This window comes from Novosphingobium sp. PY1, from assembly GCF_017312445.1.
Lineage (GTDB): Bacteria > Pseudomonadota > Alphaproteobacteria > Sphingomonadales > Sphingomonadaceae > Novosphingobium.
The window spans coordinates 468,670-493,497 of the sequence record NZ_BLTI01000001.1; the positions used below are offsets into that span (position 1 = coordinate 468,670).

The 24,828-nt window shown below is 61.7% G+C and carries 21 protein-coding genes; 13 read left to right on the forward strand and 8 right to left on the reverse strand.

The window, feature by feature from the left end:
- Positions 1 to 202 precede the first annotated feature (202 nt).
- The 4 genes from J3474_RS02195 to J3474_RS02210 are packed head-to-tail and all read left to right on the forward strand — an operon-like array spanning position 203 to position 4,147.
- Positions 203 to 955, forward strand: coding sequence for a glutathione S-transferase family protein (locus tag J3474_RS02195; protein ID WP_013832480.1), 753 nt, complete (start codon positions 203 to 205; stop codon positions 953 to 955).
- A 43-nt stretch (positions 956 to 998) separates the two neighbouring features.
- Positions 999 to 1,820, forward strand: a complete 822-nt coding sequence (locus tag J3474_RS02200; RefSeq protein ID WP_207092941.1) for a beta-etherase — start codon at positions 999 to 1,001, stop codon at positions 1,818 to 1,820.
- A 13-nt stretch (positions 1,821 to 1,833) separates the two neighbouring features.
- The gene (locus J3474_RS02205) at positions 1,834 to 2,667 is read left to right on the forward strand and encodes a glutathione S-transferase family protein (protein WP_242528148.1); all 834 of its coding nucleotides are present in this window, start codon (positions 1,834 to 1,836) and stop codon (positions 2,665 to 2,667) included.
- Between the two features lie 43 nt (positions 2,668 to 2,710).
- Positions 2,711 to 4,147 (forward strand): aldehyde dehydrogenase family protein, encoded by a 1,437-nt coding sequence (locus tag J3474_RS02210; protein WP_207092942.1) that lies wholly within the window; start codon positions 2,711 to 2,713, stop codon positions 4,145 to 4,147.
- A gap of 45 nt (positions 4,148 to 4,192) precedes the next feature.
- Here the strand turns inward: J3474_RS02210 and J3474_RS02215 are convergent, their stop codons facing one another.
- A complete protein-coding gene (locus tag J3474_RS02215) occupies positions 4,193 to 5,107 on the reverse strand; it encodes an SDR family oxidoreductase (RefSeq protein ID WP_207092943.1) in 915 nt (304 codons plus the stop codon).
- 67 nt (positions 5,108 to 5,174) lie between these two features.
- Between J3474_RS02215 and J3474_RS02220 the strand changes: the two genes are divergently transcribed.
- From J3474_RS02220 to J3474_RS02230, 3 genes are all read left to right on the forward strand, one after another.
- Positions 5,175 to 5,888, forward strand: a complete 714-nt coding sequence (locus tag J3474_RS02220; protein ID WP_207092944.1) for a nuclear transport factor 2 family protein — start codon at positions 5,175 to 5,177, stop codon at positions 5,886 to 5,888.
- Positions 5,889 to 5,979: 91 nt separating this feature from the next.
- The gene (locus J3474_RS02225) at positions 5,980 to 7,287 is read left to right on the forward strand and encodes an MFS transporter (protein ID WP_242528149.1); all 1,308 of its coding nucleotides are present in this window, start codon (positions 5,980 to 5,982) and stop codon (positions 7,285 to 7,287) included.
- Between the two features lie 39 nt (positions 7,288 to 7,326).
- Positions 7,327 to 9,024: an acyl-CoA dehydrogenase family protein gene (locus J3474_RS02230; protein WP_207092945.1), complete on the forward strand. Its 1,698-nt coding sequence runs from the start codon at positions 7,327 to 7,329 to the stop codon at positions 9,022 to 9,024.
- A 3-nt stretch (positions 9,025 to 9,027) separates the two neighbouring features.
- On the opposite strand, the gene J3474_RS02235 is transcribed toward J3474_RS02230, so the two are convergent.
- Complete coding sequence (locus J3474_RS02235; protein ID WP_013832488.1) at positions 9,028 to 9,495, reverse strand: MarR family winged helix-turn-helix transcriptional regulator; 468 nt, start codon at positions 9,493 to 9,495, stop codon at positions 9,028 to 9,030.
- Positions 9,496 to 9,600: 105 nt separating this feature from the next.
- On the opposite strand from J3474_RS02235, the gene J3474_RS02240 reads away from it, so the two are divergent.
- A complete protein-coding gene (locus J3474_RS02240) occupies positions 9,601 to 11,070 on the forward strand; it encodes a carotenoid oxygenase family protein (protein WP_207092946.1) in 1,470 nt (489 codons plus the stop codon).
- A 29-nt stretch (positions 11,071 to 11,099) separates the two neighbouring features.
- Here the strand turns inward: J3474_RS02240 and J3474_RS02245 are convergent, their stop codons facing one another.
- The 5 genes from J3474_RS02245 to J3474_RS02265 form a co-directional block, all read right to left on the reverse strand.
- A complete protein-coding gene (locus tag J3474_RS02245; protein ID WP_207092947.1) occupies positions 11,100 to 12,737 on the reverse strand; it encodes an MFS transporter in 1,638 nt (545 codons plus the stop codon).
- Positions 12,734 to 13,804, reverse strand: coding sequence for an amidohydrolase family protein (locus tag J3474_RS02250; RefSeq protein WP_207092948.1), 1,071 nt, complete (start codon positions 13,802 to 13,804; stop codon positions 12,734 to 12,736). Before J3474_RS02250 ends, J3474_RS02245 begins: the two co-directional genes overlap by 4 nt.
- A gap of 14 nt (positions 13,805 to 13,818) precedes the next feature.
- Positions 13,819 to 15,249, reverse strand: a complete 1,431-nt coding sequence (locus J3474_RS02255; RefSeq protein WP_207092949.1) for an NAD-dependent succinate-semialdehyde dehydrogenase — start codon at positions 15,247 to 15,249, stop codon at positions 13,819 to 13,821.
- Between the two features lie 83 nt (positions 15,250 to 15,332).
- Complete coding sequence (locus J3474_RS02260; protein WP_013832493.1) at positions 15,333 to 16,097, reverse strand: nuclear transport factor 2 family protein; 765 nt, start codon at positions 16,095 to 16,097, stop codon at positions 15,333 to 15,335.
- 39 nt (positions 16,098 to 16,136) lie between these two features.
- Positions 16,137 to 17,552, reverse strand: coding sequence for an MFS transporter (locus J3474_RS02265; protein WP_207092950.1), 1,416 nt, complete (start codon positions 17,550 to 17,552; stop codon positions 16,137 to 16,139).
- A 143-nt stretch (positions 17,553 to 17,695) separates the two neighbouring features.
- Here J3474_RS02265 and J3474_RS02270 point away from each other — a divergent pair, with 143 nt between their 5' ends.
- The 3 genes from J3474_RS02270 (at position 17,696) to J3474_RS02280 (ending at position 20,746) form a co-directional block, all read left to right on the forward strand.
- Positions 17,696 to 18,631 carry an SDR family NAD(P)-dependent oxidoreductase gene (locus J3474_RS02270; protein WP_207092951.1) on the forward strand — a complete coding sequence of 312 codons (936 nt, stop codon included), beginning with the start codon at positions 17,696 to 17,698 and terminating at the stop codon, positions 18,629 to 18,631.
- A 10-nt stretch (positions 18,632 to 18,641) separates the two neighbouring features.
- Complete coding sequence (locus tag J3474_RS02275) at positions 18,642 to 19,544, forward strand: SDR family NAD(P)-dependent oxidoreductase (protein WP_207092952.1); 903 nt, start codon at positions 18,642 to 18,644, stop codon at positions 19,542 to 19,544.
- Between the two features lie 185 nt (positions 19,545 to 19,729).
- Positions 19,730 to 20,746 carry a LacI family DNA-binding transcriptional regulator gene (locus J3474_RS02280; protein ID WP_232512653.1) on the forward strand — a complete coding sequence of 339 codons (1,017 nt, stop codon included), beginning with the start codon at positions 19,730 to 19,732 and terminating at the stop codon, positions 20,744 to 20,746.
- 66 nt (positions 20,747 to 20,812) lie between these two features.
- On the opposite strand, the gene J3474_RS02285 is transcribed toward J3474_RS02280, so the two are convergent.
- Complete coding sequence (locus J3474_RS02285) at positions 20,813 to 21,505, reverse strand: helix-turn-helix domain-containing protein (RefSeq protein WP_242528150.1); 693 nt, start codon at positions 21,503 to 21,505, stop codon at positions 20,813 to 20,815.
- A gap of 339 nt (positions 21,506 to 21,844) precedes the next feature.
- On the opposite strand from J3474_RS02285, the gene J3474_RS02290 reads away from it, so the two are divergent.
- Together J3474_RS02290 and J3474_RS02295 are read left to right on the forward strand one after the other, a co-directional pair.
- Entirely contained in the window at positions 21,845 to 22,468 is a 624-nt protein-coding gene (locus J3474_RS02290) for a response regulator transcription factor (protein WP_013832499.1), read from the forward strand.
- Positions 22,469 to 22,928: 460 nt separating this feature from the next.
- Positions 22,929 to 24,665: a sensor histidine kinase gene (locus J3474_RS02295; protein WP_242528151.1), complete on the forward strand. Its 1,737-nt coding sequence runs from the start codon at positions 22,929 to 22,931 to the stop codon at positions 24,663 to 24,665.
- Positions 24,666 to 24,828: the final 163 nt, after the last annotated feature.

Here is a 24,828-nt window from a genome sequence, read left to right on the forward strand (position 1 = left end):
CGCGCCTTGAGGGGCGAGACAAGCAGAGTAGCGCCCTCGCAACCAGAAGAGCGAAAACAGTATTAGTGGGAATGACAGCTTCGCGGAGCGCTTAACCAGTTGGCGATTCTAATAGTATTGGCGGTGGACTTCCTCACCCGCGAACCGTGCCGCACCTTGCATGTCATATGGAGAATGAAAGACGGAGAGGGACTGCCAGTTCATGTTGACGCTCTACAGCTTTGGTCCGGGGGCCAATTCGCTCAAGCCACTGCTCGCACTTTATGAGAAGGGGTTGGAATTCACGCCGCGTTTCGTCGATCCCACGCGGTTCGAGCACCACGAGGAATGGTTCAAGAAGATCAATCCGCGAGGGCAGGTTCCGGCTCTCGACCATGACGGACACATCATCACCGAATCGACGGTGATCTGCGAATATCTCGAAGATGCCTTTCCCGAGGCGCCGCGCCTGCGGCCCGTCGACCCGGTCATGATCGCCGAAATGCGGGTCTGGACCAAGTGGGTGGACGAATACTTCTGCTGGTGCGTCTCCACGATCGGCTGGGAGCGGATGATCGGGCCAATGGCGCGGGCGCTTTCGGACGAGGAATTCGAGGCGAAGGTCGCGCGCATTCCTGTCCCGGAGCAACGTACGAAGTGGCGCACAGCGCGCACCGGTTTCCCGAAGGAGGTGCTGGACGAAGAGATGCGCAAGATCGGCGTATCGGTGAACCGGCTCGAAACGCGGCTGGCGGAAAGCCCCTGGCTCGCCGGCGAGAATTTCAGCTTGGCCGACGTGTGCAATTTCGCCATCGCCAACGGCATGCAGAACGGATTTTCCGATATCGTCAACCGCGAAGCCACGCCGCACCTCGTGGCCTGGATCGAGAAGATCAATGATCGCCCGGCCTGCAAGGCGATGTTCGCCAACTCGAAAAGCGAGTTCGCCGACCGCGGCCAGAAAGTCACTGCCTGACGGTCCCCGCCGCCACCAAACTGCGACCAAGGAGCTTCACGGGATGGCCAAAGACAACCGCATTACCCTTTACGATCTGCAACTTGCTTCGGGTTGCACGATCAGCCCCTTCGTCTGGCGTACGAAATATGCGTTGGCGCACAAGGGGTTCGATGTCGATATCGTGCCCGGAGGATTTACCGGAATTGCCGAACGTACGGGCGGGCGCAGCGAGCGCGTTCCGGTCATCGTCGATGACGGTGAGTGGGTGCTCGACAGCTGGAAAATCGCCGAATACCTCGATGAGCGCTATCCGGACCGGCCGATGCTGTTCGAAGGTCCTTCGATGAAACAGCTCACCAAGTTTCTCGATGCCTGGCTGTGGCAGACTGCCATCGGCCCCTGGTTCCGTTGCTATATCCAGGATTATCACGACTTGTCCTTGCCTCAGGACCAGGCCTACGTCCGCCACTCGCGCGAGACGATGTTTCTGGGCGGAAAGACGCTGGAGGAAGTGCAGGCGGGCAGGGAAGATCGCCTGCCGCTGGTGCCTCCGACGCTGGAACCCTTCCGCAAGTTGCTGCGCGATACGCCCTGGCTTGGCGGAGATGCGCCTAATTTCGCCGATTACACGGCGCTTGCCGTCTTTCTGTGGACGGCCTCGGTCGCGACGACACCGCCTTTGACCGAGGACGATCCCTTGCGCGGCTGGCTCGATCGCGGTTTCGATCTCTACGCCGGGCTTGGTCGGCACCCCGGGATGCACAGTCTCTTCGGCCTCCGCCTGCGGGAAGGAGACCCAGAGCCGTTCGCTCGTGATGGGGCGGGGATCGAAGTGGCTCCGGTCAACCACGGGACTGCACGAAGTGCAGAGATGGCGGACTGAGAGGAGAGTGACGATGGCATGGCACGAAGAGCCGCCGCCGGGCGCCTTGCGGATGTATCACATCCCGGGCTGCCCCTTTTCGGAACGCGTGGAGATCCTGCTCGATCTGAAGGGGCTGTCGGGGATCATGGACGACCATGAAGTCGACATTTCCAAGCCTCGGCCGGATTGGCTCCTGTCGAAAACCCGCGGAACCACCTCGCTTCCCGCGCTCGAGCTGGAGAATGGTGAGACCCTGAAGGAAAGCATGGTGATCCTGCGCTACTTCGAGGAGCGGTTTCCCGAACGTCCGGTAGCGCAACGCGATCCCTTCGAACATGCGGTCGAGGCCATGCTTTGCGCCACGGACGGGCAGTTTACCGGTGCCGGGTATCGCATGATCCTCAACCGGGACCGCGCAAAGCGCGACGACTGCAAGGCGGAAGTGGATGCGCAGTATGCACGGCTGGACGATTTCCTGAGGCACTATAGCCCTGACGGCGACTATCTGTTCGCTTCTTTCGGTTGGGCTGAAGTTGTCTTTGCACCGATGTTCAAGCGCCTCTGGTTCCTGGAATACTATGAAGGCTATGAAGTGCCTCAGCACCTGGCGCGCGTGCTGCGCTGGCGCGAAGCCTGTACCGAACACCCGGCCGTCGCGAACAGGCACAGTCATCGCGAGCTGATGACCCTGTATTACGATTACAGCCAGGGCGGTGGTAACGGTCGCCTTCCTCAAGGGCGGCATATTTCCAGCTTCACCCTCGATCCGGCTTGGCAGAAGCGTCCCATGCCTCCGCGCGACAAGTGGGGTACGCCGGCCACCGATCGCGAACTGGGCCTCGTCACCGCGACTGTCGGTGCCTGAGATCCCGAATATTTCCATTCTTGCCGAGAACAGGACCATTTTCATGAAGAGCTACTTGCAGAATTATATCGACGACAGCTGGGTCGACAGCGAAGGCGGCGTCAGACAACCAGTCGTGAGCCCCGCAACCGAGGATGCCTGCTCGGAGATCGTGCTGGGCACTGCGGCTGACGTCGACCGGGCCGTCGCGGCAGCGCGGCGGGCTTTCGAGAGCTTTGGCCAAACCACCCGCGAAGAACGCATGGCCCTCCTTGAAAGGGTGATCGAGGCCTACAAGGCCCGCATTCCCGACATTGCGGAGGCCATTGCAATCGAGATGGGCTGTCCGATCTCGACAGCGTCCACCGCGCAGGCGGGATCGGGCGTAGCGCACCTTGGTCAGGCCTTGGCCTCACTAAAGGACTTCGCGTTCGCCGAGAGTCTCGGCGAGAACACCGTCGTTCGCGAACCCATCGGCGTCGTGGCTCTCATTACCCCCTGGAACTGGCCGATGAACCAGATCGTTGCCAAGGTCGGCCCATGCCTTGCCGCGGGTTGCACGATGATCCTCAAGCCCAGCGAGGAAGCGCCGACGTCTGCCGCGATCTTTGCCGAGGTCATGGAAGCGGCAGGGGTTCCTGCTGGCGTCTTCAACCTCGTGCAGGGGGACGGGCCCGGTGTCGGCACCGCGCTGGCGAAGCATCCGGGCATCGACATGATCAGCTTCACCGGCTCCACGCGCGCCGGCATCATGGTCGCCAAGAATGCTGCCGATACCGTCAAGCGCGTGTCGCAGGAATTGGGCGGCAAGTCGCCCAACATCATAATCGAGGGAACCCCGCTCGACGCCGCGCTGCCCGGAGGGGTGGGCGGTGTGCTGATCAATTCCGGTCAGAGCTGCGTTGCCCCTACGCGTATGCTGGTCCACAAGTCGCAGCATGACGAAGCGGCCAGGATGGTGGGCGAGATGTTTGCCGCCAAGCCGGTCGGGGATCCGCTGACGGAAGGGCCGCATATCGGCCCGGTGGTGAACAAGTCGCAGTGGGACAAGATCCAGGGTTTGATCCAGAAGGGCATCGACGAGGGCGCAACGCTGGTGACAGGCGGTCTGGGGCGTCCAGATGGGCTGGAGCGTGGCTTCTACGTCAAGCCGACCGTGTTCTCCAACGTGACCCCGGACATGACGATCGCCCAGGAGGAAATCTTCGGTCCGGTCCTGGCCATCATGCCTTACGAGGACGAGGACGACGCCGTGCGCATCGCCAACGATACGCCTTACGGTCTGGGCGCCTACATTGCCGGCGATCCTGTCAAGGCGAGCAAGATCGTCGGCAAGCTGCGGGCGGGAGCAGTCTTCGTCAATGCCGGCGGTCTCGTCTTCGACATGCCCTTCGGCGGCTACAAGCAGTCAGGCAACGGTCGGGAATTCGGCAAGTTCGGCATCGAGGAATTCCTCGAGATCAAGTCGGTCATCGGCTCATACCTGCCGGAGAAGGCCTGACGGGTTCGGGAGGGCGGAAACCGTCCGGTGTCCGCCCTTCGGCAGTCAGGTCAGGTCATCGATCGAAATGGAGCGGCCTGCCGCCGCCGCCCGATTGGCTTCGCGGCGCAGGCGCTCGATCTCCAGGCGCTCGGCCGGTGCATCCTCATCGGGCAGGGCGGCAATCGAAGTCTCATAAATCTCGCGGAAATCTTCGGCATATTCGGGATGAGAGAAGATGAGGCCCTGGTTGCGTTCGATCCCCTGCAAGGTCTTCCGCCCTACTTCCAATGGGTCCATGCCCATCTCGAACGCCTTGCCGAATGCGGTCAGGTCCGCCCTGTCCACCGCACCGAAGCCCGTGTCTGCGAACGCATCCGGGCGGCGGAAGGCGCTGTCCCAGGCGTTCGTCCGCGTGAGTCCGGGGCATAGCAGCGAGACGCCGATGCCCAGAGACGCGAGGTTGTAGCGCAGCGATTCCGTGAGACCGCGGACCGCGAATTTACTGGCCGTGTAGATCCCGGCCTGCGGGCCGGAAAGGTAAGCCGCCATGGAGGCGACATTGACGATGTGGCTGCCCGGCCCAGTTCGCTTGATCAGAGGAAGGAGCGAAACAATACCGTTTACCACACCTCCGAAATTGACGTTCATGATCCAGTCGTAATCGGCAAAGGTGGCTTCGTCGGTTGGCCCGAACACTGAAACACCGGCATTGTTCACCAACACGTCCAACCTGCCGAACCTTGCGTCGATTTCCTTGGCGACTTCGGAGAAGCGGTTTCGGTCCGTGACGTCGAGTTTGAGAAAAAGGGGTGGTATATCGCTGTTTTCTGCGAACCATTGGCTTGCCTGATCGCGGTAATCTTCATTGCGGTAGGTCAGGGCGAGGGCGAAACCCGCTTCGTCGAAAGCCTTGGCTATACCCAGGCCAATACCTGAAATGCCGCCGGTAATGAAGGCTACGCGCCTGCTCTCAGTCATGACAGTCCTCTCGGAAGTTCATAAATTATGGTTTGCAATACATACTAATATACAAGGAGAGATTCTGATGCCAGACCTTGACGCAGACTCCATTCTCGACCGGCTTGGGGGGCTCGAGAATCGCGTGGGCGAGTTGGAGGACGTCAATGCGATCCGCCGCCTGCACTGGGCATACGGGTATTACATCGACTTCAATTTGCCTGACCAGGTGGCTGAACTCTTCGCCGAGGACGGTGTCGTGGTCTTCCTCTCCGGCGAATATGTCGGCCATGCAGGGGTCCGGCGGCTTTACGGTGACTGGATCCAGCAGCGCTTCACCGGCGGCAGGCCCGGGCCGGTCGATGGGTTGCTCCTGGACCATTTCCAGATGCAGGACGTCATTACGGTCGCGCCGGATCGGCAGACTGCCAAGGGGCGATTTCGCGGCATGCTCTTCGGCGGCTGGCATGACGATTTCCAGGATACGCGTGAGCCCGGGATGCCGCAGCAGTTCATGGAAGCCGGGATCTACGAGAACGACTATGTGCGCGAGGACGGTGTCTGGAAGATCAGGCGCCTCGACTACATGATGCAGTGGCAGTCCAACTACGAGGACGGCTGGGCACACACGACTTCGCATCTCCAGCCGGCGACGAAGACCTTCCCGGAAGATCCGGTCGGGCCCGATCGGCTGCTTGCGTCCAGGGAGCATCGTCCGACCTGGCCCTATCGCCGCGACGTGCCGATGCATTTTGCGCACCCGCGTTTCGGCAATCTGCTCGCCGCAAGCCAAACCGATTGAATTCCTTTCGCAGACACGTATCTGTATCTTGAGGATACTAAATTGGAGTAGCGCCTTCCTGTGGCGGCTGCGCCTGCAAGGGAGGAAATGGGTGAACGCAAAGGATCCACGGGACATTGTCGATAATGCCCCCATGTCGCGCGCGCAGATCCTGGCCGTGGCCATCATGGTCGGTCTGAACGCGCTAGACGGGTTCGATGTGCTGTCGATCAGCTTCGCTTCGCCGGGTATTGCCGCTGAATGGGGTATCGACAGGGTCGCGCTGGGAGCGGTCCTGTCGATGGAGCTGATCGGCATGGCCGTCGGTTCGCTTGTCCTTGGCGGCGTCGCGGATCGCATCGGACGGCAGCGCACGATCCTGGGCTGCCTTGCCGTGATGGCGCTGGGCATGGCGATGGTTACACAGGCCAGCAGCATCGCCGAACTTTCGATCTGGCGTGTCCTGACCGGTCTTGGCATCGGCGGAATGCTCGCTTCGATCAATGCCGTGACGGCAGAATTCGCCAATGCCCGGCGCCGCACGATTGCCATGGGCCTGATGGTGATCGGCTATCCACTGGGGGCCGTCATCGGCGGGCTCATCTCGGCAGAATTGCTGGTCCTGTTCGACTGGCGCGCCATCTTCTGGTTCGGCAGCCTGCTGACGGCCTGTTTCATCCCGCTGGTCTGGGCATTCGCTCCGGAAACGGCGCAATACCTGCTGGTCCGCCGCGGTCCCCATACGCTGGAGCGGATCAATCGGCTGATGGCGCGTTTCGGGCATGGCCCGTTGGCAGCCTTGCCGCCTGAAGGGTCAGGCAAGGACAAGCCGTCGATCATGGATATCTTCAGGCCCGGGCTCTTGGCCACGACGATCCTCGTGACCTTTGCCTATTTTGCCCATATCGTCAGCTTCTACTTCATTCTGAAGTGGACGCCGAAGATCGTCGTCGACCTCGGCTTTCCTGCACCGGAGGCCGCAGGCGTGTTGGTTGCGGCGAACCTTGGCGGAGCGATCGGTGGCGGGATCTTCGGTTTCGTCGTTCAGAAGCTGCCACTCAAGGGCGCCACGGTTGCCATGCTGTTCGGATCGGCGCTCATGATCGCCCTGTTCGGGGCCTCGGGTGTACGGACATTGGCTGGCCTTTCGGCGCTGGCTTTCGTCTCGGGTCTCTTTACCAACAGCGCGGTATCCGGCCTCTATGTTATCTTTGCTCGAAGTTTCCCGACTCATGTGCGGGCCACCGGGACCGGATTCGCCATCGGGATCGGTCGCGGCGGTGCCGCACTCTCGCCGATCCTGGCAGGCGTGCTGTTCGAGGCGGGATTTTCCCTGGCCTGGGTTTCTACGCTTATTGCGGCTGGCTCCCTGTTGGCTGCGTTCGCGCTCATTGCCATGCGGTTCCGTCCCCGCGACTGAGGCATTCGAGCCTGCGTTTCCGGCTACAGGAGAATGAGCTTGGAATATCGGTCCCACATCGAGTCGCTTTGCCGGCACCTCGAGATCGCTCCGTTTCGCAATGCCCTCGAGGCGACCGGTATCGAGTACGACGCTGACACATGGCAGGCCATCGTCGAGGAAGCCGGAGGTCTCTGCGAAGGCGTGGTGGCGCCGGTCGATTGTGTCATGGATCGGCAAGGGGCAAGGTTCGTCGATGGCAGGGTCGTCACCGTGCAGGGGCATTGCGCGGCATGGCAGGCTTATGCGCAAGGGGGATGGATCGGTCTGCCGTTGTCCGAACAGCATGGCGGCATGGGCCTGCCGCTCGCCTTGCAAACCGCCTGCGAAGAACTGCTCAATCGCGCATCGCCCGCCTTCGCGATGTTGGCGACGCCCAATCGCACGGCAGCGCAACTTCTCGCCGAGGCCGGACCGGAGGACCTGGCGAGGGAATGGGTGCCGCGCCTTATCGCCGGCGAGTGGGGCGCAACGATCTGTATTTCGGAGCCCGATGCAGGCTCGGACGTTGGACGTATCCGCACGCGTGCGGTCGCTGACGGGCGCGGAGGCTGGCATATAACCGGTGAGAAATGCTGGATTTCCTTCGGTGCTCACGACCTCACGGTGCGTATCGGGCACTTCATGCTGGCCCGTTCAGCCACCGACAGCGGGGTTCGCGGTCTCAGTCTTTTCCTCGTGCCCGATCGCGATGAGAACGGAACTCCTAACGGGGTCTTTGTTCGGCGCATCGAGGAAAAGCTGGGTCTTCACGGATCGCCGACGTGCGCCATGGGGTTCGAGGATGCGCGCGGGGTTCTGATCGGTGCGGAAGGGCGCGGACTGCAAACGCTGTTTCACATGATGCTGCGCATGCGATTGTCCTGTGGGCCTCAGGGTGTCGGGGTGGCGACCGGCGCGTTCGAGTCGGCTTTGCGCTATTCTCGGGAAAGGCGGCAGGGCGGGCGGCCCGACGCGCCTCCCGTGCCGATTTGCGAACATGTCGACGTCCAGCGCATGCTGCTGCAGATGGCCGGACGTATCGAGACCGCGCGAGGGCTATCGATGGCCTGTGCAATTGCCCTGGACCTTGCCACTTGCGCCCTGGACGCTGAAGGGCGAGACCATTGGTCCTCCATTGCGCAGTTCCTGCTGCCACTGGTGAAGGACGGCGCGGCGCGACTGGCCTTCGATGTGTCGAGCACGGCGTTGCAGGTTTTCGGCGGGGCAGGGTATACGCGTGAGTGGCCGGTCGAGCAGCGCCTGCGCGATGCGCGGGTCTTTGCGGTGTTCGAAGGTACCACCGGGATGCAGGCCGCCGATCTGGTCCATCGCCGCATTTGGCGGGAGGAAGGCGAGGGGCTGGCGCGCTTTACGGCAATGGTTCGGGCAGACCTGCGCGAGGACGAGCCGTCCCCGCTTCTTGCCAGGGGCATCGCGAGCCTGGAGAGGGTGACGCAGGAGATAGTTGCCCTTCGCGACAGACAGCGCGATGCTGATGCTGGCGCCGTCGCCTATCTCGATCTTTGCACGATGGTTGCCAGCGGTTGGATTGCCCTGCGGATCCTTCACAGGGCGGGTGACGACGGCGTTGCCCGGCGCATGAAACCTGCTGCGGCTTGCTTCCTTGCAGAATTGCCGATCCGTGCAGCGGCGACGGCCGATCTTGCCTGCTTGGGCGCAGATCGGCTTGAGGATTTCAGAAGCCTGTTCGATTGAGGCTTACACCCCGCCGATTTCGACCTCGTGGATGCGTTTAAGGAGGGCAGCCAGCATGTGGAATTCGGCTTCGGAAAACCTTTCGCGCAGCCATCTGCCCAGTTCGCCGCTCAGTTCATGCGCCGCCGACAGCATGGCGACGCCGTCCTCGGTGATTTCCAGGGTCTGCCGGCGCCTGTCTTCCGCCGATTGCCCGCGCACGATCAGCCCGCGGCCTTCGAGACGGTTGATGATGCCCATTACCGTTGCCCGGTCCATCTGCAGGGTACGACCGATGTCCGCCTGAGAGGTGCCGGGATTTTCAGCAATCAGCAGCATCGCCGTCAGCTGTGTCTGGGTGATTCCCAGATCGCTGAAGATCTCCGAGAAGCGACGCTGCGTGGCACTTTGCGCGAGGCGCAAATGTAGATCCAGTACGTGGTCCAGGGTGCGACCAGCTGTCAGTCCTGCGAATGTTTCGGCATCCTTCATTTTTCCCTGTTGCTTGCGTTTTCGGGAATCGTCAAGCGATGGCTTGGAATAAATATGTTAGTAGTGCATACAAAATTTACCGGAAATATCTGAGCTGGAGAGGCCATGTCCCACTTTCCCGAGACGCCGAACTTCACGGGATTCAATACCCCGTCCCGCATAGAAGCCGACATCGCTGACCTTGCCCACAAGGGTACGATCCCGGGCGAACTCAACGGTGCTTTCTTCCGCGTCCAGCCCGACCCGCAGTTCCCGCCCCGGCTTGGCGACGACATCTCCTTCAATGGCGACGGGATGATCACCCGCTTCCACATTCACGACGGGCAATGCGACCTGCGCCAGCGTTGGGCCAGAACCGACAAGTGGTTGCATGAGAGAGCGGCTGGGCGCGGTCTGTTCGGTGCCTATCGCAACCCTCTGACGGACGACGAGGCGGTCAAGGGTGTCTACCGGTCCACTGCCAATACCAATGCATGGATCTATGCAGGAAAGCTCTGGGCGATGAAGGAAGACAGTCCTGCCTTGCTGATGGATCCCGCCTCGATGGAGACGATCGGATTCGAGACCTTCGGAGGGACCATGCGGGGGCAGACTTTCACTTCGCATCCCAAGGTGGATCCGAAGACCGGCAACATGGTGGCGATCGGCTATGCCGCCTCGGGCCTGTGCAGCGACGACGTGGCCTATTACGAGGTCGATCAAAGCGGAGCATTGGTGCGCGAGGTCTGGTTCAAGGCGCCTTACTACTGCATGATGCATGACTTCGCGATTACCGAAGATTACCTCGTCATCCACATCGTCCCCTCGATCGGCAGCTGGGAGCGACTGGAGCAGGGGCTCCCGCACTTCGGCTTCGATACGACTATGCCCGTTTACCTTGGCGTTTTGCCGCGGCGCGAAGGCGTGAGCGGCGATCAGATCCGCTGGTTCCGTCGGGACAATTGCTTTGCCAGCCATGTCCTGAATGCCTGGCAGGAAGGATCGCAGATCCACTTCCTGACCGCCGAAGCAAAGAACAACATGTTCCCGTTTTTTCCGGATGTGCATGGAGCACCGTTCAACGGGCAGGAAGCGATGAGCTATCTGACCGACTGGACGGTCGACATGGCGTCCAACGGAGCCGAGTTTTCGGCGATCACCCGCCTGACCGACACGGCGGCCGAGTTTCCCCGCATCGATGATCGGTTTACCGGTCTCAGGACCCGCTACGGCTGGATGCTGGAAATGGACATGCGCCGTCCGGTAGAGATCCGTGGTGGAAGTGCAGGTGGGTTGCTGATGAACTGTCTGTTCCTGAAAGACCTGGAGACAGGACGCGAGCAGCATTGGTGGTGCGGTCCCGTCAGCAGTCTGCAGGAACCCTGTTTCGTGCCGCGCTCACCGGATGTCCCGGAAGGCGACGGCTGGATCCTGCAGGTCTGCAATCGCCTGGAGGAGCATCGCAGCGACCTGTTGATCTTCGATGCGCTGGAGATCGAGAAGGGTCCCGTGGCGACTATCGAAGTGCCGATCCGCCTGCGCTTCGGGCTTCACGGCAACTGGGCCGACGCCGACGCCATCGGCCTCGCTGCCTGAACCACCGGTAGGGGAAGTCGCGCCGGCCTTCAGCCAGACTGGCCGGCGCGCTTCAGCAGATTGCCTTCGTCGCGTGCGGAGCGACGGGCGATCAGTACCATCAGGACGACAATCGGCACTGCCACGAAGTTGATGCACAGCATTGCAAGGCGAAGGTCGCCCGTCGCGTCCGACACCAGACCGACGACGTAAGGCCCGACTCCCATGCCAAGGATCGTCATGACCAGCAGATAGAGGCTGGCGGTTAGGCCGCGCATGCGCGGGAGCACCTGATCATACAGGATCGCATAAAGCGGGGGCATCCAACCGGTCAGAAGCAGGCCGTAGAAGACGAAGCGCAAGTAGAAGTCGGAAGGCGCATCTGCGGTGTAAACCCATAGCGAAAGCAGGGGCGAAACGCCCATCGATACGAGCGCGATCATGGCGCGGCCGCTGCTGGGAAAGCGCTGGTGAAGGCGATCCGACAACGACCCCCAGAACAACGGGCCGACTATGCCTGTCGCGGCCGAGAGCAGGCCGAACTGCAAGGCGGCTTCGGAAAGCGAGAGATCGTAGGTGCGGATCAGGAAGCTTGGATTGAATGCCATCAACCCGTAGTTGATTGCCGATTGCAGCGTGCCCACCGCGATTGCCATGATGAGTGTCGGCGAACCGGCGAGCACGCGGAATGCCTGACTGTCGCTGGCCTTGATGCCTTGCAGAAGGTTCACGATGGTCAGCAGGCCGATGCCGATGACCAGCCATTGCAGGACGTGGGGATCGATGGCGAATGACCCGAAGCCTAGTGGCGGGCGCGGCGAGTGTGCTGCGCCAATCCGGGACAGGACAGCCATGCCAAGGACGAGCGCGAAGAGCACCGCAAGGTTCAGGGCGATGCTGCGCGCGCCAGCCTTGCGGCGCTTCATGGCCACGAGGTGCAGGCCCGGCGTGACAGCGCCGAGCAGAGCAAGGCTGGATCGGAACGGATGCGGATCGGTAGGGGAGGAAATGCCGTCCATCGCGCCGCGTTCCGGCTCCCTGAGGCGCCAGAGAAACCAGGCAAGGATGAAGCCCGGCGTCGCGGCGACGAGAAAGGCGAACTGCCAGCCGCGCAAGTTGAACGGGGCTTCGCCAGGCGGAAACGCATCGGTCCAGGTCTGTGCGGCGACCCCGCCCAAGGCGAGCGATCCGCCAAGCCCCAGCGCAATGGCCGCGGCGAGGACCGCCATTACGAAGCCGCGACGATGGCGCGGCCAGTAGTCGTAGATCAGCGATGTGCCCGCAGGTTGCGTCGCCGCTTCGCCGATGCCCACGCACAAGCGCGAAGCTGCGAGCATCGCAAAGCTGGAGGTCAGGCCGGCGATGGCGGTGGCTGCCGACCACAGCAGGATGCTCAACGACAGGAGACGACCCCGAAGCCAGCCGTCCGCCAGGCGTCCGACCGGCAGCGAGAACAGGGCGTAGAACAAGGCGAAGACCGTTCCGAACAGCAGGCCCATCTCGGCATCGCCGATCATCAGGTCCTCCTTGATCGCTGGCGCGAGAATGGCGAGTATCTGGCGATCGAGTAGGCTTAGCGCATTGGTGAGTGAGATCAGCGCAAGCGCGTACCATCCGCCACGGGCGATCTTGCGCGGTGGCTCGAAAGTGCGATCCGCTTTGAAGGCGTTCCTGACGTCTGCCTTCACAGGTCGAACCACCGTTCAGCGTTGGTCTGGAAGAACTTGCGTTTGCTCTCCGGTGAGAGGTCCATCACATCCAAAGCGCGGACTTCATCGGCTTCGTACTGGTAAGGGTAGTCCATGGCGTACATTACCCGATCCTCGCCCATCACTTGCCGGGCGAATTGAATGGCAGGTTCCCAGGCCATGCCGCTGCAGGTCACGAGGACATTGCTGCGAAAATACCCGGCGATCGTCCTTTTCAGCGGGCGCATGCGTTCGTATCGCTGCGAGCGGATGCCGGCCTGGTGCATGTAGTCGAGGCGATAGAGCCAGTAGGGCAGGGCCTCGCCCATGTGGCCGACCATGATCTGCAGATCGGGGTAGCGGTCGAAGATGCCAGCCGTGATGAGGCGCAGAAGATGCATGCCTGTTTCGACTCCGAAGCCGTAGATCGCCCCGTCCAGGCCGGCATCGAGAAGAGGGCCGATCATGGAATCGGGCGGCGTGCCGGGGTGGATGTACAGGGGTTGGCCGACTTCGCCCAGCGCGCGGAAGATCGGGTCGAAGAAGGGCTCGTCCAGATACCGGCCCTGCGTATGACTGTTGATCTGGACGCCCTTGAAGCCGAGCTGCGTTGCGCCCCGCAGGATTTCGCGCGCCGACCAATGCGGGTCCTGCGGTGCGACGGCGGTCATGCCGATGAAGCGGTCGGGATGGGCTGCGCAGCGTTCGGCCAGCCGGTCGTTCGCGTTGCCCGCGATGCGCCGTGCCTCTTCCATGTCGAGAAGCGGCTGAACGCCGGGGGAGGTCAGCGCCAGCACTGCCTTGTCGATCCCGGCTGCGTCCATGTCGGCGAGACGTTGCTCGCCCAGATCCAGCAGGCGTTCAATGATCTGCGTGGCCCGCGCGCTCGGGCTCTGCGCATAGAACCCCCAGAGCGAGGTCATCCCGCGGTCGGCCGTGCCATCGCGGACCATTCGCAGATATGCATCGATCTGGTCCCGCGTGGCGAAGGCTTCCTCGGTGGCGATGCGCAAGTAGCCTTGCCTGCCGCCGGTCTGCAAATCGGCAGCGGTCGCGATATCTGACATCGTATGAATTTCCTTCAGCCTTCGTGGACGGCTTTTGCGACCAGGCAGGCCATGAGCCCTTCCGGTCCATCTTCATGCCCATGACCGGACCATTTGACCCCGCCGAAGGGCGCATCCGCACCGCCGATCATCGACGTGTTGATCCCGAGCATTCCGGTTTCGAGCTGCGCGGCGAGGCGCTTCTGACGAGCACTGTCCCGCGTCCACGCATAGGCCGCGAGGCCATAGGGCAGCCGATTGCCTTCCGCGATCATGGCTTCCTCATTCGGATAGCGGTTGATCAGGGCGACCGGTCCGAAGGGTTCGTCATTCATGATCCGGACCGTCTTCGGCACGTCGCGAAGGACCGTTGGTGCATAGAAGAAACCCCGGTTTCCAAGGCGTTCTCCGCCGGTCTCCAGCCGGGCTCCCGCTTCGAGCGCTTCCTTCACAAGCGTATCGATCGCTTCCACCCTCCGGGCATTGGCGAGCGGGCCAACCTGGCTTGCGGGATCGAGGCCTTCTCCGACATTGAGGGCCTGCGCCCGTTCGGCGAAACCGTCGCAGAAGGCCTCGAAAATGCCGTCTTCGACTATGAAGCGCGTCGGTGAAACGCACACTTGCCCGGCATTGCGATACTTCTGCGCGACAAGCGTATCCAGCGCGCGGTCGAGATCGGCATCTTCGAAGACCAGCACGGGGCCGTGGCCGCCCAGTTCCATCGTCGTGCGCTGCAGGCCCGCCGCGGCAAGCGTCCCAAGGTGGCGCCCCACCGCAGTCGAGCCGGTGAAGGATAGCTTGCGGATCACCGGACTTGCCAGCAGGTGCCGGCTGGCTTCATGCGGCACGCCGAATACGGCCTGTGCCACGGAGGAGGGCAGGCCAGCATCCAGCAGGCACTGCAGGACAGCCAGGGCTGACGCCGGTGTTTCTTCCGCCGCCTTGAGAATGACCGAGCAGCCCGCAGCAATCGGTGCTCCGAGCTTCCGTCCGGGATTGCCGATCGGAAAGTTCCAGGGCGCGAAGGCGGCGACCGGGCCGACCGGTTCATACTGGACGGTCGATCGCATCCCCTCGGGCCGCACGAGGGTCCTGCCGTAGATGCGAAAGGTTTCGCCTGCGTAGAATTCGAACAGGCCGATGTTCATGGCTACTTCGATGCGCGCTTCGGCAAGGGTCTTGCCCTGTTCGAGCACGGCGACCTGCGCGATGTCCTCGCATCGCTCGCGCATCAGTCGCGCCGCGCCCTGCAGCACTGCAGCGCGTTCCTGAGGCGATGACCTGCGCCAGAGCCGAAAGCCGGAAGCGGCGACGTCAAGGGCGCGGTCGAGATCCTCAGCCCGAGCGAGCGGCAGTTCGGCCAGCTTTTCGCCAGTGGCCGGATTGAGCACGGTGTGGGTGCGTCGTCCTTCGCCGGAGATGCGTTCGCCGTCGATTATCATGGAAAGCGTAGGGTACTGGATCATGCCTCACCTGAATCGAGCTGGTGGCCAACCTGTCGCCGTACAGTGGCGCGCGGTGACAGGTTGGCAGGTGCGGATGGCAGGGATTACGTGGCCGGGAAGCCTTCCTTGCGTGCATATTCGCGATCGATGTCGCCCTGCCATCTCTGCGCGACCATCGGCTTTCCGGTGATCGGGTGCGGCATGTGGAAAGGCAGAAGTTTGTGTGTCGGCCAAAGCCAGTGATCTTCGATCAGGGCATCGGGGCCACTAGGATCCTGCGGGTAAAGCTCCTTAGGGAAGGGCACGTATTCGGCTTTCGTGAAAGCCCAGCCCTTGTCGAAATCGGCATGCCAGTGCGGGAAGTAGTTGAGTACATGGATGCGCCAAACGCCGTCCACCTTGCGATAGGTGTTCTCATAAATGCCGCCTTCCCACCATTGCCGCGCGCTTGCGGTGAGCGGATTGGAGGCATCGACGAAATCGCGGTGACGACCGGCCTGCATCATCGAGCGGGCCCTGGCATGGGCCGTCACGCCGTCCGGATCGATGGTAACTATGTCCTGCAGCTGCGGATGATCGAGCAGGAAGCCGTCGATCGGGCCGTTGTTGCCGTGGGTGAAACGCTTCTGGAACCGCTCGACGTAGAGCCGGCGCACGCCTTCCTTGCCCTTCCAGACGCCGCCGAAGAAGCGGACTTCGCCGTCGTCCGTGAACAGGTCGATGACTTCGTTGTACATGCATTTGTCGATGAGATAGCCGTAGAGGTGCTGCAGCTTGCGCACGTCCAGTTCGTCTTCACGCTGGGTAAGGCGCTGTGAGAGGTTCGCAACTTGTGCCTCGAGCACGGCAATGCGGTCGGTCTCTGCCATTTCAGTCTTCTCCTTGTTGTTATGAATGCCGTCCGGACATCAGCTTCCTGCTGCCTCGAGGCGCTCGATCTCTTCGCGATAGGGGCGAATGGCGCGGTAGATGCACAGGGTTGCAAGCGGCATCAGGACTACCGCCGTGATCTCCAGTGCCAGCCAGAGCTTGGCCGGATCGACGACAACGTACTGCGCAACGAGGCCGATCGCGAAGCTGCCCATCGCTCCGAAGAACGTGAACATGAACAGGTAGATGGCGGTCACCTGTCCGCGCATGGCGCCTGGGGCGACGCGCTGGATTGCCGCATTCTGCGGCACCGCGCCACCTATGCCAAACATCACGCCTATCGACATGACGAGAATGGAGAGCACAGCGGAAGGCATGAGCGGCGCAAGGATCGCGCAGATCGTGACGGCAACGAAGCAGATGAAGGCCGCGCGTACGTTCGCATCCTTGTGCCGCCTTGCGAGCCATTCGACGAGGGTGCTGCCTAGCAGCAGGCCGAGAAGCGAAGCTACGAGTATCGCGGCCGATGTCACGGCGCCAATCTGGGCCTCGGTCCAGCCGTACGTGCGGATCAGGAAGGGAACCCGCCAGAATGCGAACCCGGTGCTTTCCAGTGCGCTCAGGGCAAGACCGAGAAACATCGGGTAATAGACCTTGCGATTGGCGCGGATGGCCTTGGCCGCATCGAGGCCGGTGAAGGTGAGCGCCCGCCGGGCGAGACCCGTACTGGCTCGCATGGCGGGTGCCTCGCCGGCAGGCAGTCTTCTGCGCGGTTCGCGAACGGTCAGGAAGAGCAGGGCGATGAAGAACGCTGGGAGTCCGGTCCAGATCAGGATCCATTGCCAGCCAAGGATCTGGATCGGTCCGATCTCGGTAGGTGCCCAGGACGCGGTCAGCGCAATGAGCTGTCCTCCGACCAGCGGTCCCAGAGTCGATCCGCCGATGAAACCGAACTGCAGGATCGCGAAAGCGCGCGTGATCTTCGCAGGGGGAAACATGTCAGCGATGAGCGAATAGGATGAGGGGGCATGGGCAGAGCCACCCGCTGCAAGGAATACGCGGGTCCCCACGAACTGCGTGAAGGTCTGCGCGATCCCGCCAAGAACGGTGACGAAACCGATGACGGAAACGCCTCCGGCGAGCACGTACTTGCGCGGCCAGATGTCTGCCAGACGCGCAAGTGGAATGCCTACGAAGAGATAGCAGATGATGCTGGCGGGGCCCGCGAGGAAGCCGAGTTGCGAATCGCTCAGTCCGAAATCGATCTTTATTCGTTCGGCCAGCATTCCGAACACAACCTGATCGAAGAAGGTCATGAAGGTCGCGAGCACGATGACAGTCAGGGCCCAATAGGCTGAAGCTGAACTTGGCCATTCCCGCGCGTTGGCACGCTCCGGTGCTGCAATTTGCGGGGACTGTTCCAGCGTCGCGACATTGGCAGTTGCTAAGGCCATGGCTTCTCCCATTCGTCCTACAAATGCCTTCTTGGGCACGGGATCAATCGTGAATGTTTGTCTTGCATACTAACTTTGGATGGTGAACAAAAGAGGGGAGATTCGTTTCGACGCAGGAAAAACATTCAGAGAGGACGCAAATCATGCAGGATCTTCAGGGTAAGACCGCATTCGTGACAGGCGGCGCCAGCGGCATTGGGCTCGGCATTGCCAAGGCCTTGCTGGGCGCAGGCATGAACCTGACGATTGCCGATATCCGCCAGGACCATCTCGACGAAGCCGTTGCCGAACTGGATGGCGGTGGCCGGGTTCTTGCGATCAAGCTGGACGTGACCGACCGCGAGGCCTTTGCCGCGGCTGCAGACCGCGCAGAGGCGAAGTTCGGCAAGATCCACATGCTGCTCAACAATGCAGGCGTTGCGGTTGTCGGCCCCACCGACCTTGCGACCTATGCCGATTGGGACTGGGTGATGGGCGTCAATCTCGGTGGCGCAATCAACGGGATTGTCACGATTTTGCCGAGAATTCTGGCCCATGGCGAAGGCGGGCATATCGTCAACACGGCGTCGATGTCTGCATTGGTGCCGGCGGCAGGCACGACGATCTATTCATCCGGCAAGGCCGCGGTCGTTTCCATGATGGAATGCATGCGACCGGAACTGGAATCGCGCGGCGTGATCTGCTCGGCCTTCTGTCCGGGCGCCGTTCAGTCGAACATCGCCGAGGCGGGCAAGACCCGGCCGGAGGAACTGAGTGCAACCGGCTATGCCGAGGCGGACAAGCGCCGGCAGTCAGGTGACCAGTTCTTCCACCTCTACCAGACGAAGGAAGAGGTGGGGCAGCGGGTGCTGCGCGGCATTGTGAATGATGAGCTTTACATCCTCACGCACAGTGAGTTCCTGGACGGTGTGCGCGAACGGGGCGAAGCGACCACTGCTGCGGTTCAGACGCACCTCCCGGAGAATGAAGAATATAAGCGTACCTTCGCAATTTTGTTCCGAAATCCGGCCATCGCTGATGAAATTGAGCGCCAGTCCGCGCTGCGCGCCGATCAGCTCTCCGAAATCAGCGCGGCCTGAGGAAATGGTTATGCAGGATCTTTCGGGAAGAACGGCCTTCGTAACCGGCGGGGCAAACGGTGTCGGGCTGGGGCTCGCGCGTGCGCTCGTGGCGGAGGGCTGCAAGGTCGCCATCGCAGACATTCGCGAGGATGCCTTGGAGCAGGCATTGAAGCTCCTCGAAAATCAGGAAGTGATGGGCGTGCAGCTAGACGTTTCCTCGCGTGAGGGCTTCGCCGAGGCCGCCGATCGGGTGGAGCGAGAACTCGGACCGGTCAGCCTGCTGTTCAATAATGCTGGCGTGAACCTCTTCCAGTCGATCGACGAATCTTCATACGACGATTGGGACTGGTTGCTTGGGGTCAACCTGCACGGTGTGATCAATGGCGTGGCGACTTTCGCGCCGCGCATGAAGGAGCGAGGGCAGGGTGGCCATATCTGCAACACGGCCTCCATGGCCGCTTTCCTGGGCAGCGGTGTGCCCGGCATCTACAATACGACCAAATTCGCCGTACGAGGATTGAGCGAATCGCTGCGTTACAGCCTTGCCCCGCACGGGATCGGTGTATCGATGCTCTGTCCTGGCCTGGTCAAGACGCATATCTACGCCAGCGATGAGATACGGCCTTCGACGCTCCGGGCCGGGGCGAAAGACGTGAACAGGGCATTCGTCAGCCAGCTCGAAAAAGTCCATGAAGCCGGGATGGAGCCCGAAGTGATCGCGCAGCGCACGATCGATGCGGTGAAGGAGAATCGCTTCTACATCTTCTCGCACCCGGAATTCCGCGAGGAACTTGCAGAGGTCTTTGCCGAAGTGATCGACGCATTTCGGGATTATCCTGCAGATCCGGGGCTGGATGCCCGGCTCAAGATCGAGGAAGGGCGGCGCGCCCGGTACAAGGAGGCGCGCGAAGCGGCCCGAAGCATGACGTAATCCGGGAGGCTGTGGCGTTCTTTCCGCATGCGATGCCGCAAGGCCGTACCTGCGCGGTAGGCCGTATAGACGCATCGCCGATCTCTGGCGTTCCTACACCGGGCTTGCGCTGCTATGGGCTTGTGCCAATAGAGGGGCTGACCGGACGTTCGCTGTCCCGGTCGGGTCGTGCAGGAGGGGAAGGCGTGAATTCGGGCCGCGTCACGGCATATGATGTTGCGGGTCTGGCGGGCGTATCGCAGTCGACGGTATCGCGCGTCCTCAACGGCAAGACTTCGGTGCGGCCGGACATTCGTGTGCGTGTCGAGGAAGCGGCCCGCAAGCTGGGCTATATCGCCAATGCCACCGCTTCCAACCTGCGGCGCAGCACCACGCGCACAATTGCTCTTGTCGTGCTTTATGACGATCAGGAAGGTATCGGCTCGCTCAATCCCTTCTACACCACCTTGCAGGGCCACATCTCAGTGGCGGCCAATGCTAAGGGTTATGCCGTCCTCACCTCGCTGATGAGCGAGAAGATGGGCGATGTCGGCCTTGTCATGCGAGGGCTGGCCGATGGTTACATCGTCATCGGCAGCGGCCGGGACAAGGTCTGCTGGGATCGTTTCCGGGCGCTCGCCGATGATGGGGTTCCGGTAGTGGGATGGGGCATCGCCTCGCAGCGCCTCTCGGCGATCTCCGCGGCCAATTTCGCCGCGGCAGCCGGCGCTGTCGAGCATCTCGTTGACATCGGTTGCCGGGCGATCGCCTGCCTCTCGCCGCGGCCTGGCGACCAGCGGCAATTTGCCGATCGCGTCGAGGGCTACCGGTCGGTCATGAGCCGCTGCACCATGAAGGAAGTGGTGCGCTATTCTGATGTGCCGACAGATCGGCTCGAGCAGGGCTTCAAGCTGATGCACCAGGTGCTCGACGAAGGCGCAGAGGTCGACGGAATTTTCGCCACCTGTGATCTCATGGCAATCGGAGCGTTGAGGGCCTTGCACGAGCGCGGGCTGCGTGTGCCCGGGCAAGTGGCCTTGTGCGGTTTCGATGGCATCTATGCGACGCGCCTTACCAATCCATCGATCACGACTGTCGAACAGGACATGCCGGGCATTGCCAGACGGCTCGTCTCGAACTTCATCGGGGTATCTTCGGGCGATGCCATCGATACGACCCCGGTGCCGGGCAAGCTGGTGATCCGCGAAAGCACCAGGCGATAGTGGCCATCAGACCTGACCTCGCGCCTTGAGGCTGGCGCGAGTTTCGCCTCAGCAGTGGCTCAGGGATCAGGTTTCGATCAGGATGCGTACGCGATGGGGATCGACGCCGATGAGCTGTGCAATCTCCACCTTCTTGCTGGCAATGACCGAGCTTGACGCATCGAATGCAGTAACCTGGCGCGCTTCGTCCTGCACCATGTCGGGACGTTTGCCGTAGAGCAGTTCCCTTTCCGGAACGCCGAGCACTCTGGCGATCGTCTGGACCATGTTCTGACGCGGAGAGACAGTGCCTTTCTCCCATTTCCACAGGGTAGGGCGGCTCACGCCGATCTGGCTGGCGAAATGATCCACCCCAAAGCCTCGCTCGCGGCGCAGTCGTTTGATGCGGGCACCGAGAGTTTCGGAAGTGACGGCTTCTTCATCGGCGCGCGGTTCCGGTGGACTTTGCAGTTGCACCTTCCTGATCGTGGCGATGGAAAGGGCCTTTTCGAATTCGCATGCGAAGATCGTTTCGGCTGCCCAGACGATGCTGGCGTTGCGCGTTTCTCCTTCGGGAAAGAGGATCGACAGCGGTTCGCCGACCGAGAGGGGAGCCGATGTTTCGAGCAACATCCCTGTCTTCGAGAGATTGGTGACGGAAACCGACTCGCGCTGCCCCTTGAAGCTGGCGGCGGTCCCTTCAAGGCTGAGCTTGCGGGTGGGTTGCCCGTGCAGGTAGCCCGTTCGGCTGCGCAGATTTATCTTGGCCATCACTGTCATCTGACAACTCCGCGTCCTGAGCCGTTATCCATGATCGGTCATTGTGCTGAAAGACGCGTTTAGTATCTAAAGATATAGACCGTTAGTCAATCCTCCTAACGCAAGTTAATGCATCGGTCTGTGATCTGGCCTGGGCAAGTCATACTATCTGAGTACCGGTGCTGCGCCGGGCGCCAGAACTTAAATCGATTGTGAGAATCGGTTGAGCGGGGGGTGCTATTTTATTGACCTTGTCCGTGCACCCCTGCAAAATCCGGCGATAGGTAATGATCGGGCGTTACCATCGGGTTGGGGGCGTCAAGCTGCCGAAAGGCAGTCGTCGGGTGGGAAGTATAAATCGTGTCGCGAATATTAGTTGCCGACGATCATCCCTTTTTTCGACTGGGTGTCGAAGCCGTACTCCGAATGGGGGGGCACGAAGTCGTCGCCATGACCGGCGACGGCGATGAAACGCTTGTAGCGATAGAGCGTGAGGATCCTGACATCGTCCTGCTCGATGTGCGCATGCCCTGTCGTGACGGCGTTTCGACGCTTTCGGAACTGCGCAGGCGGGGCGATACGCGGCCCGTGATCATCCTGACCGTGGAAATGAACGACGAACAGCTGCTTTCGGTGATCCGGTCGCAGGTAAACGGGATCGTCTTCAAGCACGATGCCGAGCACTGTCTGCTCAAGGCGATCGACTCGGTCAAGAATGGCATGCGCTACCTGGATGGCGATCTGATCGACAAGGCGATTGCCCACGCCAGTTCCGCAAGCCCGTCTTCCCGTCTTGCGGGCCTTACCCCAAAGGAGCTGGACGTGGCCCAGCATGTGGCTCGCGGCCTGCGGAACCGTGAGGTCGCGGCGCGCCTCGGGACGACCGAGGGGACGGTGAAAGTCTACCTCCACAATATCTATACCAAGCTGGGCATTTCGAATCGGACCGAGCTGGCGAACAGTCTGAAAGATGCCGGCGAATAGCCTTTCTGCAGCAGGAGGGAGCCATTCGGCCGGATATCGCGGTCGATGACCGGTTGTATCGCAGGCGGGCAGGTCACCCCTCGGAAACTCGCAGGATTGGCCTTGAAGCACCACATCAGCTACCTCAGTTAGGAAACTTGACTAACTATCGATAGATACTTAATTTCGGCCAGTCGAAGTGCATAAGCAAAAGATGCCTGCGAGGGCAGGTTATTGAGGTTCCTGCTTCGTATCTAGGGGCGTATTCAAGGTTGCGAAAGTTGAGCCACCGGGGCGCGCGTGCCCCTCAGCCATCGTTCCGGACGCAGGCTCACACAAAGAAAGATGGCGTTCGAATGGCTTTCGCGGTCTCAGGCCCAATGCCGCCAGCTTCGGTGCAGCACCCAGCGGCGAGGTTTGCTGCGTGCAGTTTCGCGCGCTTCCCTGTCAGGCAAGTACGTTTCCTTCAAAGAATAGTGGCGTGAACGGCGTGGTTCATGACTTCGACAAGACCGGGGAGCAGCCGCTCGGGCCGGAGGCGGGCGAGCAGTCCGGCGCCGGGGCGCGGCTGTTGCATTTCCTGTCCGAACTGACATGCGGCGCCCACTCCAATCACATCGTTGCAGTTAGTCGGGCTTTCTGCGCATTCGTGCTGCTGCTGTTCGCTTTCACAAAGTCCTCGGGGCTGGGCCTTCAAGGCGGATACTTCGACGTCTTCGCCCTGACCTATGCGGTCTTTGCGTTCGTCGCACTGATCATTGCCTTCAATGACTGGTATCTCGACTTCATCGCGTCCGAAGCTTTTATTGGGCTGGATGTCCTGGCTTTCCTGGCACTGACGGTCCCGGCCATGGACGAAGGCGTGACGTGGGTCGTGCTGTCCCTGTGCCTGATCGGGCATATCCTGTTCAGCAGTGTCCTGCGCTGGCGGCTTGCGCTCGTGCTCGCCATTGCCGCTTTCCTCAATGCGGTGTGGATCGGCGATATCCTGCTTGTCGAAGTTCCTCGTGGGACGGTGGCCTGGGCTAGCGTGGTGCGGTGGGGGCTGTTCGTTCCGCTCGGCTCGCTGGTGCTCGTCTGGGCGAGCGGCCAGATGATCAAGACGAACCTCCCCCGGTTCGCCGGAGAGACGCCGGGGCCCGGTTATCCGGTCACCGCATCGGCGATGGGCTATGCCATGGAAGCCGCCGATTCTTCCGATGCCGTGCTGTGCTGGATCGATCGCGAAGATCTCGGCTGTTATTCCTGCACGCCTGCCTCGCTCGAGGAACGGCTCCAGCCCAGGAAGTTGAGCTTCGGCGCGGCCGATCGCCTGCGACAGCTTGAGCCGATGCTGTTCGATCTCGCCCGCGATCGCGCGATCGTTTCGGCAGAAGGTATGTTGAGGGCATGTAAAGTCACCGCGCTACCGGGCTTCCAGCTCCTCAGGGAGCTTGGAGTGGAGCGGGGCTTGTGCATCCCGACCAGCGGCGAGGAGGGCTCCAATTGCCTTATCCTTACCGGCATTCCGATGCTGGGGTGGGGGCATCTCTACCTTGCCCACGCCATCGCTTCGGAAGTGGCGCAGGGCGTGGCTTGGCAGGTCAGTGCGGTCAATGCGCTCGACCGCGCCTTGAGCCGGCTGCGCAAGTCGGTTGCCTGCGACCTGCATGACAGCGTTGCGCATTCTCTGGTCGGTGCGAAGTTCCTGCTCGTCGCGCTGCGTTCGAAGGCGGGTGCCGATGCCGAGATCACAGGCGAGATCGACGCCATCAAGGATGCACTGGCTGCCGAGCACATCCATGTTCGCCGCTTGATCGAGCAATTGCGCGAGACGGATTCGGACGCGCGTGTGCGCAATCTGATTGACGATCTGGAGGCGACGAGCGAAGCGCTGGCGCTGCGTTGGCAGATCACTGTCGACATTATCGAGTCCGACTATCGCGTGCCGGTGCCTGTATGGCTCTCGTTGGAGATCCAGCAGATCGTGCGCGAGGCCGTTTCGAACGGCGTGCGTCACGGGGAAGCCACCAGAGTGACCATCAAGTGCCGCATGCGCGCGATCGGGATCGAGATTGAGGTGACGGACAACGGCCAGGGCTTCGGCGAGAGCAATGAGCCGATCTTCCCGCGCTCCATCCGCGAACGCCTGACCGAGCGCGGGGGGACGCTGGAGATTGTCTCGAACCCGGGCTCCACCTCGCTGCGCATGCGCGTGCCGGTCGACGAGATGGACTGACGTTTCAGGGCCCTGCGCACTTTCGGTATATCCTTAAGGAGGGCGGACGGGCAGCTGCTTCGCCTCGCCGACCTCCGTTTCGTCTTTGTCCCGAGGCGGTTTTGTTGAATCGTGATGCCTTGCCAGTTGATTTGCGTTGGCGTAGCGGGAGCCGCGCATGCCT